The sequence below is a fragment of the Actinomadura barringtoniae genome, from assembly GCF_017573505.1.
GTDB classification, from domain to species: domain Bacteria; phylum Actinomycetota; class Actinomycetes; order Streptosporangiales; family Streptosporangiaceae; genus Spirillospora; species Spirillospora barringtoniae.
This window is the reverse complement of sequence record NZ_JAGEOJ010000031.1, coordinates 40,119-55,684: the sequence shown is the minus strand read 5'-3', so window position 1 is coordinate 55,684 and position 15,566 is coordinate 40,119. Positions and strand designations below refer to the sequence as shown.

14 protein-coding genes are annotated in these 15,566 nt (G+C 69.4%); 6 read left to right on the top strand and 8 right to left on the bottom strand.

What is annotated here, in order from left to right; translation table 11 throughout:
- Window positions 1-12: 12 nt before the first annotated feature.
- The gene (locus tag J4573_RS48650) at window positions 13-795 is read left to right on the top strand and encodes an oxidoreductase (RefSeq protein WP_208263261.1); all 783 of its coding nucleotides are present in this window, start codon (window positions 13-15) and stop codon (window positions 793-795) included.
- Here J4573_RS48650 and J4573_RS48645 read toward each other — a convergent pair.
- A complete protein-coding gene (locus tag J4573_RS48645) occupies window positions 782-1,678 on the bottom strand; it encodes an oxygenase MpaB family protein (RefSeq protein ID WP_208263260.1) in 897 nt (298 codons plus the stop codon). The genes J4573_RS48650 and J4573_RS48645 overlap by 14 nt on opposite strands.
- A 13-nt stretch (window positions 1,679-1,691) precedes the next feature.
- The gene (locus tag J4573_RS48640; RefSeq protein ID WP_208263259.1) at window positions 1,692-2,099 is read right to left on the bottom strand and encodes an ATP-binding protein; all 408 of its coding nucleotides are present in this window, start codon (window positions 2,097-2,099) and stop codon (window positions 1,692-1,694) included.
- Between the two features lie 210 nt (window positions 2,100-2,309).
- On the opposite strand from J4573_RS48640, the gene J4573_RS48635 reads away from it, so the two are divergent.
- Complete coding sequence (locus J4573_RS48635) at window positions 2,310-3,878, top strand: NsdA family TPR-like regulatory protein (RefSeq protein WP_208263258.1); 1,569 nt, start codon at window positions 2,310-2,312, stop codon at window positions 3,876-3,878.
- On the opposite strand, the gene J4573_RS48630 is transcribed toward J4573_RS48635, so the two are convergent.
- Both J4573_RS48630 and J4573_RS48625 read right to left on the bottom strand, forming a co-directional pair.
- Window positions 3,865-6,189 carry a tetratricopeptide repeat protein gene (locus J4573_RS48630; protein ID WP_208263257.1) on the bottom strand — a complete coding sequence of 775 codons (2,325 nt, stop codon included), beginning with the start codon at window positions 6,187-6,189 and terminating at the stop codon, window positions 3,865-3,867. The two genes, J4573_RS48635 and J4573_RS48630, sit on opposite strands and share 14 nt — an antisense overlap.
- Window positions 6,134-8,458: a tetratricopeptide repeat protein gene (locus J4573_RS48625; RefSeq protein WP_208263256.1), complete on the bottom strand. Its 2,325-nt coding sequence runs from the start codon at window positions 8,456-8,458 to the stop codon at window positions 6,134-6,136. The genes J4573_RS48630 and J4573_RS48625 overlap by 56 nt, the downstream gene beginning before the upstream one ends.
- A 76-nt stretch (window positions 8,459-8,534) precedes the next feature.
- On the opposite strand from J4573_RS48625, the gene J4573_RS48620 reads away from it, so the two are divergent.
- Window positions 8,535-10,595, top strand: coding sequence for a WD40 repeat domain-containing protein (locus J4573_RS48620; protein ID WP_208263255.1), 2,061 nt, complete (start codon window positions 8,535-8,537; stop codon window positions 10,593-10,595).
- Window positions 10,596-10,603: 8 nt separating this feature from the next.
- Here J4573_RS48620 and J4573_RS48615 read toward each other — a convergent pair whose 3' ends face one another.
- Window positions 10,604-11,341, bottom strand: a complete 738-nt coding sequence (locus J4573_RS48615) for a hypothetical protein (RefSeq protein ID WP_208263254.1) — start codon at window positions 11,339-11,341, stop codon at window positions 10,604-10,606.
- Window positions 11,342-11,442: 101 nt separating this feature from the next.
- Between J4573_RS48615 and J4573_RS48610 the strand changes: the two genes are divergently transcribed.
- On the top strand, window positions 11,443-12,192 hold the full coding sequence (locus J4573_RS48610; RefSeq protein ID WP_208263253.1) for a dienelactone hydrolase family protein: 750 nt from the start codon (window positions 11,443-11,445) through the stop codon (window positions 12,190-12,192).
- An 82-nt stretch (window positions 12,193-12,274) separates the two neighbouring features.
- Window positions 12,275-12,694: a hypothetical protein gene (locus J4573_RS48605; RefSeq protein ID WP_307797509.1), complete on the top strand. Its 420-nt coding sequence runs from the start codon at window positions 12,275-12,277 to the stop codon at window positions 12,692-12,694.
- Window position 12,695: 1 nt separating this feature from the next.
- On the opposite strand, the gene J4573_RS48600 is transcribed toward J4573_RS48605, so the two are convergent.
- Together J4573_RS48600 and J4573_RS48595 are read right to left on the bottom strand one after the other, a co-directional pair.
- Window positions 12,696-13,403, bottom strand: a complete 708-nt coding sequence (locus J4573_RS48600) for an MBL fold metallo-hydrolase (protein ID WP_208263252.1) — start codon at window positions 13,401-13,403, stop codon at window positions 12,696-12,698.
- Window positions 13,404-13,494: 91 nt separating this feature from the next.
- The gene (locus tag J4573_RS48595; protein WP_208263251.1) at window positions 13,495-14,358 is read right to left on the bottom strand and encodes a helix-turn-helix transcriptional regulator; all 864 of its coding nucleotides are present in this window, start codon (window positions 14,356-14,358) and stop codon (window positions 13,495-13,497) included.
- Between the two features lie 102 nt (window positions 14,359-14,460).
- On the opposite strand from J4573_RS48595, the gene J4573_RS48590 reads away from it, so the two are divergent.
- On the top strand, window positions 14,461-14,874 hold the full coding sequence (locus J4573_RS48590; RefSeq protein ID WP_208263250.1) for a VOC family protein: 414 nt from the start codon (window positions 14,461-14,463) through the stop codon (window positions 14,872-14,874).
- On the opposite strand, the gene J4573_RS48585 is transcribed toward J4573_RS48590, so the two are convergent.
- Window positions 14,871-15,560, bottom strand: a complete 690-nt coding sequence (locus J4573_RS48585) for a hypothetical protein (protein WP_208263249.1) — start codon at window positions 15,558-15,560, stop codon at window positions 14,871-14,873. The two genes, J4573_RS48590 and J4573_RS48585, sit on opposite strands and share 4 nt — an antisense overlap.
- Window positions 15,561-15,566 lie beyond the last annotated feature (6 nt).

Here is a 15,566-nt window from a genome sequence, read left to right as displayed (position 1 = left end):
GCTTGGTTACCGATGGAATTGAAGCTTGCCGGCAAGACCGCGATCGTGACCGGCGCGAGCCGGGGTGTCGGCCTGGCGACCGTGCGTGCGCTGGTCGCCGAAGGCGTGAGGGTGGTCGGCGGCTCTCGTACGATCACCGCCGAGCTGAAGGAGACCGGGGCCGTGCCGGTCTCGGTGGACCTGAGCACGGCCGAGGGCGCCGCCGAGCTGGTCGAGCGGGCGCTGAACGAGCTGGGCGGGGTGGACCTGCTGGTCAACAACGTCGGCGGCGGCGACGGCGTGGAGCTCGGCGGGTTCCTGGAGCTGGACGACGCGCACTGGCAGGGGACGTTCGACATCAACCTCTACAGCGCGATCCGCGTCAGCCGGGCCGCGATGCCGAGCCTGATCGAGCGCAAGGGCGCCGTCGTGAACGTCTCCTCGATCGGAGGCTCGCTGCCCGCGGGCCCACCGCTCGCCTACAACGTCGCCAAGGCCGCGCTCAGGTCGTTCAGCAAGGGACTGGCCGAGGAGTTCGGGCCGCAGGGCGTGCGGGTCAACACGGTGTCGCCGGGTCCGGTCCGTACGGCCATCTGGGAGGCGCCGGACGGGTTCGGTGGCAAGCTGGCCGCCGCCACCGGCACCGAGCAGGACGCGTTCCTCGACCAGGTGCCCGCGATGATGGGCATGGTCACGGGCCAGATCACCGAGCCCGAAGAGGTCGCGGCCCTCATCACGTTCCTGCTGTCGGACGTCGCCTACAGCGTCACCGGCTCCGAGCACCTGATCGACGCCGGCGCCGTCAAGACGATGTGATCCGCAGCTTCTGAAGGTTGCGCCGCGGTTTGATCCCGTGCGCCCGCAGCCGGTGGAGGAGGTCGTCCATCAGCTTGCGGGTCTCGGGATTGAACGCGCGGGCCCGGATCTCCTCGGGCACCGCCCGCACCCCGATCCGGTTGAGCTTCAGCCCCAGCGTCACCACCGGCTGAACGCCCGGCACCTCGGGCAGCGCCCCGTACAACTCCCGCGCCCACTTGGGCAGGGTGTAGTACGCCATCGCGCCGATCGGGAACCACATGAACTTGAACGGCGCGAGAAAGCGCAGCTTGCGCGGCATCTTCGGCCACAGCAGGAAGCGCACGGTCGCCCGCGACTCGGGGATGACGCGCAACTCCTTGCGGAACTGCTCGAAGTACTCCGCCATCTCGGCCGCGGACCCCGGCACGTCCTCCTCGTGCAGCCCGACGTACGTCGCGGTGTGCCGCTGCTCGTCGTAGTAGGCGTCGATCTCCTCGGGGGTGAGCTTCAGGCCCCGCCGCGTGATGACCTCCAAATACGAGGAGACCTCCGCGCAGTGCACCCACAGCAGCAGCTCGGGCTCGTCCACCCGGTGCGTGCGGCCGGTGTCGGGGTCCTTGATCCGCAGCCTCTTATGAACTGCCCGCACCCTGGCGCCGAGCGCATCTGCCTGCTCCGGCGTGCCAACGGTCGTCACCGCCACGAAATTGGCGGTGTTGAACAGCCGCTGCAGGGGCTCCTCCAGGAAGTTGGAGTTCTGCCACACGCCGCGCATCGTCGTCGGGTGGAGCGCCTGGAGCATCAGCGCCCGCACACCGGCGACCACCATGAGCGGATCCAGGATCACGCGCCACGACACCGTCTCGGGCCCGTGCACGATCGTCTCTCGCGTGCTCACCATAGTAAGCACATGCTTACACGGGCAGCGCCGCCCAGACAACCCGGCCCCCATTGGAGGTCGGGCACGTTCCACAGCGCACCGCGATCGCCTCCACGCCGAACAGCCCGCGCCCGTCGACCGACCACTCATCGGGCTCCGCCGTCCCGAACAACGGCTCCCCATCTCCGCCCTCGTCATAGACCGCGACGAAGAGCGCCGCGTCCCCTTGCGCGGCCTGAACGGTGAACTTCCCGCCGGGCCGCCCCGAACGTGTGTGCTGGATCGCGTTGGTCGCCAGCTCCCCGGCGATCCAGACCGCGTCGTCACACGCGGCCTCCCGGCTGAAGAGCGTCCCGACGAACGCCCGCGCCTCCCCCACTTCCTCGGGAACGCCCGCAAAGGACCTCCACCACTCGTACGCGGGCTTGTCGTACCGGCACATCACAGGCGCTCTCCATCGGTCGTCGTTTCCGACGCAAGACCGTCCCGTGCCAGGACGCCAAATGCGATCCCCATCTACCCCCGCCGCATTACCCACCACCCCACCCCCCTGACCAGCACCTTTGCCGCTAGAACCGCTGGCGCATCCCCAATTCGCCCGAGTGTTCTCCATGTCCGTTCCGGAGCGTGTTCGCAGACGTACGATCCGTGCATGACCAGTGACTGCCGGGGCAAGGCCGAGGCGCTGCGAGCGCAGGGCTTCACCGTCGACCAGATCGCCACCGTCTTCGCGCTCGACCACCCCGAGCTCAGCCCCCTGCGCGTCTACCGCTTCGCAGCCGGCCTCACCGCCCGCGACGCGACCTGCCTCTGCAACCAGGCCGATCCCGCCGGCACGGCGTCACTCCGCGAAGCACGCCTCTACGACTACGAAGGCTGGCCCACGACCGGCAGGCGCCCACCCGCCTGGACGCTCACACTTCTCGCCCGCGTCTATGGAACGTCCGCACGCAGCCTCATCAGCGACGCCGTCTACGGATCTTTTTCGGCCGATGAGCAGGAGGTCGTCGACTCCGCCGAATTGTCAAGGGTTACGTCTGCGTCCCCGCATGTCAGCATGGAGATGACGCGCGAGGACAGGGCAGACGCATTTACCCTTCCCTGGGAATTGAGCCCAGGAACCGTGTCGTCCGCCCTGTCCCCGCGTGAGACCGTGGATCTCTTCCACGCTCTCGCCGCGCTGGAGGCGGACGTGAAGCGACGTGACCTGCTGTTCCAACTCGCTCTCGCGTTTGGAGGCGGCGCAGCGATCCCCTTGCTCCGCCATCTGGATCCCGCTGAACGCGACCGCCTGGCCCGCGTCGTGACCGAGTCCGCCCACGTGGACACAGCGTCGGTCGCCAGCATCGAGAACCTCATCGCGCAGTGCCGTCGCCTGAACGACACCCATGGCCCAAGCGCAGTACTGCCCACAGTGGAGGGCCAGCGGACAGTGGTCGCAGGGCTCCTTCGCCGCGAGACTCTGCTACCCGCCGCACGCGATCGTCTGGTCCTGGCCTATGCCGAACTCTCGCAACTCGCTGGCTACCTGAACTACGACCTCCTGGACTACCGAACCGCAGCGCAGAAGTTCGGTGAGGGCCTGGACGCGGCGCTGGAAGTCCGCGACCCGAATCTGATCGCGTACCTGCACCTGTGGCTGGCGAGCATGGCCAACGACCAGGAGCGGCCCGGCATCGCCATGGATCATCTTTATGCCGCCCAGGGCTGGTTGGGGCTTGGGACAGGGCGGCTGGGACACGCCATGCACAAGAGCGTCAGCGCAGGCACTCTCGCCCTGACCGGCGATGGTCACGCCAGCGACCGCTCCTTCGATCGAGCCATGGACATCGCCGCTCGCGCGAGGAGCGGCGCGGAGCCCGCCTACTTCTATTGGCTCTCCCCCGCGATGATCAAGAGCGGTGGAACGAACCGGGTCCTGAATCTGAAGCGGCCTGATGCAGCGATCCAAGCGGCTGAAGAGAGCCTCCACGGCCTAGGCCCCTCCTACCGCATCGACCGTGGCTTCACCCTGACTTACCTCGCCGAGGCCCTCGTCCTGAAGCGCGAGATCGCGGCCGCAGTGGAAAAGACCCGTGAGGTGGCGGAGATCGCGGCGGACTGCCGTTCCGAGCGACTGGTGCGGAACGTTCGGCGAACGCGCTCTCGGCTGGAGCCATGGGCGGACACCGTCCACGTCCGCGAGCTGGACGAGCAGCTCCGGACGCTCAACCTTCAATGACGGCGAGCCTGCGCTCCGCCAGCTGTATGCCGCCCTCATCACCGAGTTGGACGAACAACTCGAGCGCCGCCCGGAAGGCGGGGCCGGCCTCCTCCGTCCGCCCCGTGTCGGCGAGCGCGTTTCCGAGAACCGCCAACGTCCAGCCCGCGTTGTAAGAGTCGCCCAGCTCGCGGAAGGCGGTCAGGGCAGCGTCAAAGATGACGATCGCCTCCTCAGACCTATCCACCAGCCGCAACGCACGTCCCAGGTTGGCGCCCGCGGCTGCTTCGGCGTGCCGGTCACCCACCTCGCGAAAGATCGCTGCGGACAGCTCCAGGACGACGATCGCCTCCTCCGCTCGCCCCCCTTGATACAGCGCGGTACCGAGGTTGGTCAGCGCTGCGCCTTCGCCACTGCGGTCGTGGAGTTCACGGCTGATGGCCAGCTCCCGCCGGTGCGCGTCCACGGCCTCCTCGTACCGATCGAGGTCCGCCAGTGCGATCCCGAGACTCGCTGACACCCGGCTCACCTCGCGCAGGTGGCCCCCCTCGCGGAACGCGGCTTCGGCGCGTGTATAGGCGTCGAGCGCCTCTTCGTGGCGTCGCGACCTGACCCAGATCACCCCCACCTTCGTCAGCATCCTGCCTTCGGCACGCCGGTCACCGATCTCCTGAAAGATGGGCACGGCGCGTTCCGCGACCTTGATGGCGTCCTCGAACCGCCCCATATTGAGCATCGTCATCGCGATCCGACTCAGCACGTCACCTTCGGCGGTCCTGTCGCCGGTGCGCCGGGCCTGTTCAAGGGCACGGGCGGCCAGAACGAGACGGCCGTTGAGCAGTCGTCGCTGCCAGAGAAGTGCCGCCAGCTCGACCGGCATTCCGGCCATGGCATCCAGGCCCTGGTCCATGGTCTCGTGAGAGGCGGCGCTCAGGTTGGGCAGTTCGTCGGTCAGCCAGTCCAGTACCTCATCCGTGCTGACGAACTCCGCTGAGTCCGGATCGGCGATCGTCGAGCCGAGATGCGCAGTGGCTGCGCGCGTGCGTTCCACATAAGAATCCAGTAGCCGCGACAGAGCTTCATCGCGCCCGTCATCATCGGCGTGCTCGTCTTCGAGACCGATCGCGTACTGGCGGATGAGGTCATGCATCTGCCAGCGTCCGTAGACGGCGCCCGTTTCGATCAGGTGAGCGCGGGCCAGGTCCTTCAGCACCTGCCGGACCGCGGGTTCTGCAAGCCCCGTCAGCACTGCGGCGGAACGCGTCGAAATATCGGGGCCTGGATTGATGGTCAGCATCCGGAACGTCCGTTGCTGCTCTTCGGTGAGCACACGGTAGGAACGCGCGAAGGCCTTGGCCACGGCCAGACCTCCGTACGCCAGCCCTTCGAGGGGCTTGAGCTCCGCCAGTTCGCCGGCGAGGCGAACGGGCCGGAGCAAGGGATCGTCGGCGAGCAGCGCCCCCACGATGCGGATCGCCAGCGGCAGCCGCCCGCACATCTCGACGAGATCATCCAGGCCGGTGACGCGTGTGTCGCCCGGATGGAGCAGGTCGACCACGCGCCTCAACATGTCCTCCGCGTCCGCCCGGGACAGCACGCCCAGGTCGAGCCGCCGGGCATCGAGCATGCTCAGCTTGTGGCGCGAGGTGACGATCGCCGCGCACTCCCCGTCCGTCGGCAGGAGCATCGACACCTGCTGGTCGGGGCTGACGTTGTCGGCCACCACGAGCACTCGCTGGCCCCGGCGTGCGAACTCGGCCAGGATCGAGCCGTACATCCGAACTCGTCCCTCGCCATCTGGCGGGATGTGCCCTGCGGGCACTCCCAGCGCCCGCAGCATGCCTTCCAAGACCTGCGTGGGATCGCGCATCCGGCCGTCGTCGTAACCGAAGAGGTCGGCGAACAGCACGCCGCCCGGAAACCAACCCCGTTCCAGAGCAGTACGTGCCGCCTGCACCGCGAGCTCGGTCTTGCCCACCCCTCCCATGCCTGCCACCGTGGTCACGACGACCGCAGGCCCGTCGGCGCGCGGCTTGAGGACCTCCATCACCTTGGCGAGGTCCACTTTCCTGCCGGTGAACGCCACGGAGGCTGCTGGCAGCCCCGACAGCGCAAGCGGCACCCGGGCCGGCAGCGTCACCGTGATGTCCCGGCCCATGACCGCAGGCCCGATCACGATCCCGCTCAGCTCGTTATGAGTCTCCCCCGCCATGACACCATCATCGGCAGACCCACCGCCGCCGACCATCGCATTGCCGAGTCCGGCCTCCGGACGCTCAACCTTCGACGCGGGCGAGCCTGCGTTCGGCGGCTGCTTTGCCTGTCGCGTCACCGAACTTAGTGAACAGGGCGATCGCGTCGCGGAAGGCGCCTTCGGCCTTCTCCCTGGGGCCTGTGACTGTGAGCGTGTCGCCGAGGTGGAACAGCGCCCACCCAGCGCTGCGTGAGGATCCGAGCTCGCGGAAGATGGTCACCGCACTGCCTGAGACGGCGGCGGCTTCCTCGTAGCGACCCGCTATCAGGAGCGCGCGTGCGAGGTTGGCTCCTGCGGTTCCTTCGGAGTAACGGTTGCCCAGCTCGCGGAAGATCTCCATCGAACGCTCCAGGACCGTGACGGCCTGCTGCGCGCGTCCGCTCTTGTACAGCGTGATCCCGAGGTTGGTGAGCGCTCCGCCCTCGCCGGAACGGTCGTGAAGCTCGCGGCAGATGTCCAGAGTCCGCTCATGGGCGTGCACGGCTTCCTCGAATCGCTGGACGTCCGTCAGCACCTCCCCCAAGCTCGTCGACGCCGAGCTCGCCCCGCGCAGGTTGCCCACCTCCCGGAAGACCGCTTCGGCGCCGGTGTAGGCGTCGATCGCCTCTCCATGGCGCCGCAACCTGGCCAAGGCAGCGCCCATGCTGGACAACGCCCTGCCCTCGCCATGACGGTCGTCGATCTCCTGGAAGACGGCCAGGGCACTTTCCCCTGCCACGACGGCTTCCTCGTACCGCCCCGCATGGATCAGCGTGAACGCGAGGTGGCACAGCGCACCGGCCTCGTCGCCTGGGGCGTCCAGTTCACGGAAGACGGCCGCCGCGGCCTCATGGGCGCTGACGGCCTCGTCGAACCGGTGCATCCCGGCCAGCGCGCACGCCAGATTGCCCAGCGCGTGGCCCTCGACGTTCCTGTCACCGATGCGGTGAGCGCCCTGGATGGAGACACGAGCCAGGGCGAGCCAATCGTTGAACAGCCGTCGCCCGTCCATGAATTCGGCGAGATGGTTCGGCAGGCGGGCCGCGACGAAGGGCTGGTGGGTCAAGGCCGCGTGAACGGCGGCGATCAGGTTGGGCAGTTCGCTGTCCAGCCAGCCCAGCGCCTCGTCTCGATCGGCGAAGCCCGATGACGCGGGGTCGATCGCCTTCGGGTCCAAGTGAGCGTGGGTCGCCTGGGTGCGTCGCAGATAGTGCTTCAGCAACCGCGACAGCGCCTCGTCACGCCCGTCGGTGTGGGCGAATTCCTCTTCGAGGCCCTCCGCGTACTGTCGCAGGAGGTCGTGGATCCGCCAGCGCCCGTACGTCTCGCCCGTCTCGATCAGGTGGGCGCGCGCCAGGTCCCTGAGTATCTGCCGTACGGCAGGCTCGGCCAGCCCGGTGAGCACCGCGGCGGCCTCTGTCGAGACGTCGGGGCCCGGGTTGATGCTCAGCATCCGGAACGTGCGCTGCTGCTCGCCGGTGAGGGTGCGGTACGAGCGCGCGAATGCCTTGGCCACGGCCTCGCCGCCGTACGCCAGACCTCCCAGCGGATTGACCTCCGCCAGCTCCCGGGCCAGCTGGGCGGGCTGGAGCGAGGGCTCGTCGGCGAGGAGGGCGCCCACGATCCGTACGGCCAAAGGCAGCCGCCCGCACATCTCCACGAGCTCACCGACGTCGGTGACGCGGGTGTCACCGGGGCGGCCGACCTCGACCACGCGCCTCAGCATCTCCTCGGCCTCGGCCCGGGACAGCACGTTCAGGTCGAGCAGCCGTGCGTTGAGCATGGCCAGGGTGTGGCGCGAGGTGACGATCGCCGCGGACTCCCCATCCGTCGGCAGGAGCATCGAGACCTGCTGCTCGGAGTTGACGTTGTCGGCCACCACGAGCACGCGCCGCTCCTGCCTCGCGAACTCCCCCAGGATCGACCGGTACATCGCGACGCGTTCATGACCGCCCGGCGGAATGTGCTCATCGGGTACGCCCAGCGACCGCAGCATGCCACCGAGAACCTGCGTGGGGTCGCGCTTCCGATCGCAGTCGTAACCGAAGAGATCGGCGAACAACACCCCGCCCGGAAACCAATCCCGCGCCAGAGCAGCACGTGCGGCCTGAACGGCGAGCTCGGTCTTGCCCACCCCGCCCATGCCGCCCACCGCGGTCACCACGACCGCCGACTCACCACCGTGCGGCTCAAGGACGTCCAGCACCTTGGCGAGATCCTCGTGCCTGCCGGTGAACGCCGGAGATGCGGCGGGCAGACCGGACAGCGCCAGCGGCACCTGGGCCGGCAACGTCACCGTGATGTCGCGGCCCATGACCGCAGGCCCGATCACGATCCCGCTCAGCTCGTTCTGGGTCTCCCCCGCCATGACCCCATCATCGGGGAGCGCACGCCGTTCGGATATCGACTCGCCCGACATGCCGGGAACCTGCTATCTCTTCGGGATGCCCGACGAAGATGATCTTTACCCGGAGAAGGCGGAGGACCATCGCGAAGCCGTCAGCGCCGTCGCGGTCTCCCCGGACGGCCTGCTGGGAGCGACCTATTCGCGTTCCGGCGAGCTCCGGGTGTGGGATCCGCGCTACGGCTCGCTGACCATGTACGCCGGCGGGCTGCAGAGCGGGCCGGTGGACAGCGCCGCGTTCATCGGCGACGCCGAGCAGCCCGCGTTGCTGTCCGCGGGCAGGTGGGCGTCACTGTGGACGATGACCGATGACGCCGTACAGTGGCGACCGCTCCACGGGGGTCGCGGACGGATTCTCACGCCCACGGACCGGGACGCGGTGCTCCGGCAGTCCGGAGACTTTCGCTGGCTGGGCGTTTTCGGCGACCTCTACGGCCACATCAAGTCCTACTCGGTAGAGGCGCTGGGGCGCACGGGCTCGGGCTTGATCATGGTGAGCAACGACCAGGGCGAGGTCCAGGCCTGGCGGCGGCCGTCCGATGAGGAGACCTATGGCGACGCGGGACTCGTGTGGGCGTTCGGCGGCCCCGACGCGGCGGATCAGCGGCTGACCCGCTGCTGCGACCGGGGGCGGCTCGTGGTCTCCGTGCGGCGCGGCCGGGTGGTCGTTCTCGACGCCGAGACGGGGTCGATCGTGACCGCGTTCGTGACGTCCGCCCGTCCGACGGCGATCGCCGCGCACCCGGACCGGCCGCTGGTGATGCTCGGCGGGCGGGATGGTTCGCTGTCGTGGTGGGACGCCCGCACGGGACGCCGCATGGGTCAGGTTCAGGCGCATGGCGGCCGCGTCCGCGCTCTGGCGCTCGCCACAGGCACCGACCAGGTGATGTCGGTCTCCCAGGACGGAACGGCCGCGCTCTGGCGGCCGCACGGGCAACGACCGGTCGGCCGCTTCACGCCTCCCGCGCAGGCCGGGCCTCAGGAGCTGACCCACGTGGCCGGTACGCCGGACGGGCGGTGCTGGCTGATCGGCGGGCGCGGCGGCCAGGTCCACGTGCTGCAGTGGTCCGACCATGGCGGGCTCGTGGCGCGCCGCGTCGGCCGCCCGCCCTGGGTGATGGACGGTGGTGACACCGAGACCCTGATCGACGAGATCCGCCACCACTGGGACGACGGCCCGGCGAGCGTGGCGGCGGTCCGCCGGCTGGCCTCCGGCGACCTCGACGAGGCCTGGCGCAAGACCGCCGTGGACGCCCTGACCGACATGATCGTGAACGGTGCGGCCACGGAGGCACGGGAAGCCGCGGTGATCGCGCTGGCGGAGATCGACAAGGACGAGACCACCACCGCCCTCTACCGGATGTTCGCGCGCCACGACGGCCACGGCTCCGCCGGGCGGCTGCTGGCCTACTTCACCGGCGAGGACGACCCGACGGCCGAGGATCTCGTCGCGAGCCTGCCCGGGATCGGCAACTTTCTCGGCGTACTGACCTCGGCCGCCCTGGGCGAACGGGGCGGCGCCGCCGTCCCGGCGGTGCACGCGGCGCTCCGCGCGTTTCCCTTCCCCACCCCGGACGACAGCGGCCACTGGATGCGCGACGAGACGACCAAGTACCGGCTGATGCACGCGCTCCAGCAGACCGGGGCCGCCGCGGCGCCGGCGACGCCGACCCTGCTGGACGTGCTGGAGGACGCGGAGATCTACCGGGACACCCGGCATCAGGCGAAGGTGACCCTGCAGACGATCGGTCTCCCGGAGACGGCCGACACGATCGCCGCCGAAGTCCGGCGGCGGGCCGATCTCGCCGGTCCCGCCGTCCAGGACGAGGACGAGGACGAGGCCGAGGATGAGGACGACGAGGCGGAAGGCTTCAGCCGCCTGCTCGACGTGCTGCTGGGCATGCCGCCCGCGGCTCTGTCGGCCTCCTCCGAGGTCGGTCCGGCGATGGAGGCCGTGCGGCGCCGCTTCGGCGACGGCATCAGGAGATACGAGCAGGACGGCGAGATCCGCGAGTACACCCTCTACGAGGTCGAGCTCGCCGGATTCATCGACGAGACGATCGCCGAGCACCGGCACCCCGACGGGCATCCGACGGCTTAGAGCGGGCGTCAGCTGAGGTCGGTGTTCTCGGCTTGCCTTCTGCTCTCGATCGAACGGCCACCGCCGACGCACTCGTCCAGGAACTCCGACAGTTGCTCCAGCGCCTTGAGGAGCTGCTGCGTGCGTTCTTGTCTGTCGCCCTGGGCGGTGTCGAGCTGGAACTGGATGAGGCGGTCGAGCCACGTTCGCCAGGCGGGGTCTTGGAGGCGCTCGCAGAACTCTCGATAGGTGAGGAGACGTTTCTCGTCGCGGAGCCACATCGACTCGCCGATGCTCGGCTGGGTCACGTAGTAGACGCCCTGGTCGCGCAGGAATCCTCGCTGAACGCGTAGCAAAAGCGCGGCCAGTTGGGTGTCGTCGGCCGCGGGGAGGCGCAGGTAGGGGAAGTCGTCGCGGACCTTCTTGAGGTGGGCGAACAGGCAGGCCGTGAGGTAGACGGAGGAGACCAGCGCGCATCCTCGGCCGTTGAACCAGGCCGCGTCCTTCCCGGACACTTCGGCCGGGTCGTCGATGACCAGCATCGCCTCGGCCTGCCCGGCCTCCGAAGTCCGTTCGAACGTGCCGGACAGGCGGAAGTGGTTCTCCACCAAGTGGAGCCGGAGGGGATTCAGGTATTGGGCGTTGAGATCCTGCCGCCGGACGCGTTCTTCCTTACGGCGCTGCTGCCGTTCGCCGAGCAACAGGGACAGCACCGCGACCGTCACCGAGGTGATCGCGGCGACCACCGCCGCCAGCGCGGCGTTCACTGTCGGGGATTCATGCAAGGCCTCCCAAAGGGCGAGGCGCCTGCCGTCATGGAAGCACAGCCGCCGCTCCGGGTCTCGCCTGCCGTGACACCATCGAGACCATGCCCACCAAGACTCTGCGGATCCAGACCACCGACGGCCAGGCCGACGCCTTCGCTGCCTTTCCCGACGATGGCGAACGGCACCCGGGCGTGCTCATCTACATGGACGCTTTCGGCCTGCGGCCCGAGCTGGAACGCAAGGCCCGCGAACTGGCGGAGCACGGGTACTACGTCCTCGTCCCCAACGTCTTCTATCGGCACGGCCCGGCACCGGTGTTCGATCTGCCCGAGCACATCGGAGCGGAGGACCGGTCCGGCCTCATCTCCCAGATCATGCCGTTGATCAAGGCCTACACCCTCGAACAGGTCCTCAGCGACGCGGAGGCCTACCTCGGCTTCCTCGCCGCGCAGGCCGAGGTGCGTCCCGGCCCGGCCGCAGTGATCGGCTACTGCATGGGCGCCGTCCTGGCGATGCGCGCCGCGGCGGCCCACCCCGACCAGGTGGCCGCCTTCGCCGCGTTCCACCCCGCCCGCCTGGTCACCGACGCGCCCGACAGCCCGCACCTGCTCGCGCCCCGGCTCAAGGCGCGGATCCACCTGGGCCTCGCCGAGAACGACATGACGCCCGAGACCATCGACGAGCTCAAGCAGGCCCTCGACGCCGAGGGCGTCGACTACACCTGCGAGATCTACCCGGGCACCGTGCACGGTTTCGCCATGTCCGACACCGACGCGTTCGACCCCGCAGGCCTGGAGCGCCACTGGGACCGTCTGCTCCCCCTCCTTCAGCGCACCCTGCCCCAGACCTGACCCGCCACCCGCCACCCGCCACCCGCCGCACGGCGCCCGGACCTCGGCGAGATAATTCGGTCATGGCGTACGGAGCGGTGCGGTGAACGCGGCGGCAGGGGCGCTCGTCTTCCTGTGGCTCGGGATGGTGCTGGCGATCTCGTTCCTGGAGGCGCCGCTGAAGTTCCGCGCGCCCGACGTGACGCTGCGCATCGGGCTCGGGATCGGCCGCCTGGTCTTCCGTGCGCTGAACGCCATCGAGGCGCTGCTCGCGGTCGTGATCGTCGTGCTGGTCATCGCGGGTGAGCCGGGGACCGCGGCGGTCGTCGGAGTCGTGGTGACGGTCGTGATCCTCGTCGCCCAACTCGTCGGCGTACGGCCGCGGCTCACCAAGCGCTCGGACCGCGTCCTGGCCGGCGAGGACGCGCCCCGTTCCCACGCGCACTACTTCTACATCGGCCTGGAGGCCGCCAAGGTCATCGCGCTGATCACCACGGGGATCCTCCTGCTGAACGCCGCCTGACTCAGGCCTTCCGGACCGCCTCGCTCACCTCGGCCGGCGAGGTGTGCACGGGGGCTCCGTGACCCGGGAGGACCCAGGACGCCGACAGTCCGGCGATCCGGTCGAGGGAGGCGAGCGCCTGGTCCGGGTCGTCGGTGAACGGCGCGGGCTGCGGGCCGCCGCGCCCGGTGAGGACGTGCCGCGTGGTCAGGGCGTCGCCGACGAAGAGCGCGTCGGCGATCGGGACGTGCACCGCGACGCTTCCCGGAGAGTGTCCCGGCATGCCCACGATAACCGGGCTCCCGGGCAGGTCCAGGACCGCGCCCTCGGCGATCTCGGTGACTTCCTTCAGGTAGTGGGTGCGCAGGCCGTTCTTGCGGATGGAGTAACCGAAGAAGCCGAGCGTAGGGCCGAGCCGCATGGGCCCGAACGCGACCTTGGGCTTCTCTCCCGTTCGGGCGCGGTCGGCGTCGGCGGAGTGCACGAACACCGGCACGCCGTGTTCGCTCCGCAGGCGTTCGGCGAAGCCGATGTGGTCGGAGTCTCCGTGGGTCAGGACGAGTCCGCGGATGTCGTCGGCGGTCTTGCCCAGGGACTTCAGTTCGCGCTGCAGGTCCCGCCAGTGGCCGGGCAGTCCGGCGTCGATGAGCGTGATGCCCTCGGGGGTGTCGACGAGGTAGGACGCCACGACGTCGTTGCCGAGGCGGTGCAGGTGGGGTGCGAGTTTCATGGGACTTCTTCCGAGGACCGGAGGGAACGTGACGTTGGCTAATCTAGTTAGCCGAATCGGCTAATGTCAATAGCCTCGGCTGGCGCCGACCCTAGCGGCGCTCGGGGACGCTCGGGGTGCCGGACAGGAGGGCGAGCCGCATCTTCCCGTCGTCCTCGGTCTCGGGGGCCGCGGTGAGGATCACGATCTTCAGCTCGGTGTCGCCGTCGGTGAGGACGTCGCAGTCGACCTCGATCTGCCCGACCGACGGGTGGTCGACGACCTTGTGGTCCTCGCGGTGCGCGCCGACCGCGCCGGACGCCCAGAGCTCGGCGAACCGTTCGTTGCCCGCGGTCAGGGCGCGGATCAGGCCGGTCAGACGGTGGTTGCCCGGGAAGCGCCCGGTGGCGCGGCGCAAGTCGGCCACGACGGCGGCCTCCACGTAGTCTCCGGTGAGCGAGGTGACCGGCCATTGCGACAGGCGCGGGCCGTCGCCGTCGATGGGGAACGTCTCGCGGGCGAAGTTGCGGAGCGGGCGCGGCGTCGAGGACGGGTCGCCGAGCAGCGCGGCCCAGCCGTGGTTCCACCAGATCAGCTGCCAGTCGGCGGCGAAGACCGCGACGGCGGCGTCGCCGAGGCGGCTCAGCACGCGGTGAACGCCGGGCGGGATGTGGTCGGAGATGTCCCCCTCGTCGGGTGGGATCAGCCCGGCCAGCCGATAGAGGTGATCGCGTTCGGCGGTGGTGAGCTGCAGGGCACGGGCGAGCGCGGCGACCACCTGCGGGGAGGGCGTGGTGAACCGCCCCTGCTCCAGGCGTACGACGTAGTCGACCGAGATCCCGGCGAGGTCGGCGACCTCCTCGCGGCGCAGGCCCTTCGCCCGGCGCGGATGCCGGCTCGGCAGGCCGACCGCCGCCGGGGACAGCCGGTCGCGCCACGCCCGCAGCATGGTCCCGAGTTCTCGTTCGCCGGTCACCGTTCCATTGTCCCGCAGGGTGTCCAGAGGAGGGTGGTAGCGCTTTTCCTACCGTCGATCGTTAGCTGGTCGCCCCGTCCGGAGCCAGTGAATATCGGCTGCATGACCAACTCGTTTTCTCACGACCACGTCGGAATCACCGTGACGCCCGACGAGCTCGACGCCACCATCAAGTGGTATTCGAGCACCCTCGACTTCAACGTCGAGAAGCAATTCGAGGCGCACGGCACGACGTTCACGTTCCTCGTCAACGGCGACGCCAAGATCGAACTGCTGGCGGGCGCGTCGAACGGCCGGCCGCCGACCCACGACATCCTGTCGAGCATGGACCCGGCGCGCCTGCATCACTTCTGCCTGGCCGTCGACGACCTCGACGCGGCGATCGCCCGGCTGAACGACCTCGGCGTGCCGCTGATCGGCGGGCCGATGGACGTACCGGAGATCGGCCGGCGCATCGCGTTCATCACCGACAACCTCGGCACCATCATCGAGATCACCGCGCCCGCGCCACGCTAGGGGGCGTGGCCCTCCTGGACCGGGCGGAGCTTGTCGACCACCTCTTTGTCGAACGGGGCCTGGGCGATGACGTCGGCGCGGCTGACGTTGTAGGCGTGGTCCGGGCAGGCCGCCGCGGGGCGCCGGTCGGTGCCCTTGAGGTCGAACGAGGTGAGGAGCCGCCCGGTCCTGGATTCGTAGACCTCGAAGTGGTGCGTGGCGGGTACGACCGGCATGGTGTTCGGGGACTTGCCCGGTCCCAGGACGGTGAACTTGCAGGTGGAGATCCGTCGGGTGCCCGTCGCTGTCGCGGTGTGGCAGAGCACCAACGACGCGACGGCCGAGTCGTACTTGTCGCGGGCATCGGGCTTCCAGCCGTCCGGCAGGATGACCTGCCGCGTGAGGGCGTCGTCGTCGCTGGCGAACTTCGGGATCTCGGCCACGCCTTCGTAGCCCCCGTCGAACCACTTCTCGTTGAACTTGTTGGGACCGTTCGGCCGGAAGGGCACCGCCTTGCCGGTGAAGTCCTTGGAGCTGACGCACGCGCGATTGCGCTGCCAGGGCTGCGGCGCGGCCGGGGCGGCCGGGGTGGCCTGGGCCGTGGTCTTGGGCGGGGCTGCTTGGGGAGCGTCCGAGTCCGATCCCGAGCAGGCCGCCAGGAGGCAGGCGGCCAGGATCGTCGTCGCGGTCACAGCCGTTACGCGCACACGTTC

What these genes read in the sequence shown, in the direction of transcription:
- J4573_RS48650 (WP_208263261.1), top strand. Translation starts at nt 13, where the DNA reads ATGGAATTGAAGCTTGCCGGCAAGACCGCGATCGTGACCGGCGCGAGC.
- J4573_RS48645 (WP_208263260.1), bottom strand. Translation starts at nt 1,678, where the DNA reads ATGGTGAGCACGCGAGAGACGATCGTGCACGGGCCCGAGACGGTGTCG.
- J4573_RS48640 (WP_208263259.1), bottom strand. Translation starts at nt 2,099, where the DNA reads ATGTGCCGGTACGACAAGCCCGCGTACGAGTGGTGGAGGTCCTTTGCG.
- J4573_RS48635 (WP_208263258.1), top strand. Translation starts at nt 2,310, where the DNA reads ATGACCAGTGACTGCCGGGGCAAGGCCGAGGCGCTGCGAGCGCAGGGC.
- J4573_RS48625 (WP_208263256.1), bottom strand. Translation starts at nt 8,458, where the DNA reads ATGGCGGGGGAGACCCAGAACGAGCTGAGCGGGATCGTGATCGGGCCT.
- J4573_RS48620 (WP_208263255.1), top strand. Translation starts at nt 8,535, where the DNA reads ATGCCCGACGAAGATGATCTTTACCCGGAGAAGGCGGAGGACCATCGC.
- J4573_RS48610 (WP_208263253.1), top strand. Translation starts at nt 11,443, where the DNA reads ATGCCCACCAAGACTCTGCGGATCCAGACCACCGACGGCCAGGCCGAC.
- J4573_RS48600 (WP_208263252.1), bottom strand. Translation starts at nt 13,403, where the DNA reads ATGAAACTCGCACCCCACCTGCACCGCCTCGGCAACGACGTCGTGGCG.
- J4573_RS48590 (WP_208263250.1), top strand. Translation starts at nt 14,461, where the DNA reads ATGACCAACTCGTTTTCTCACGACCACGTCGGAATCACCGTGACGCCC.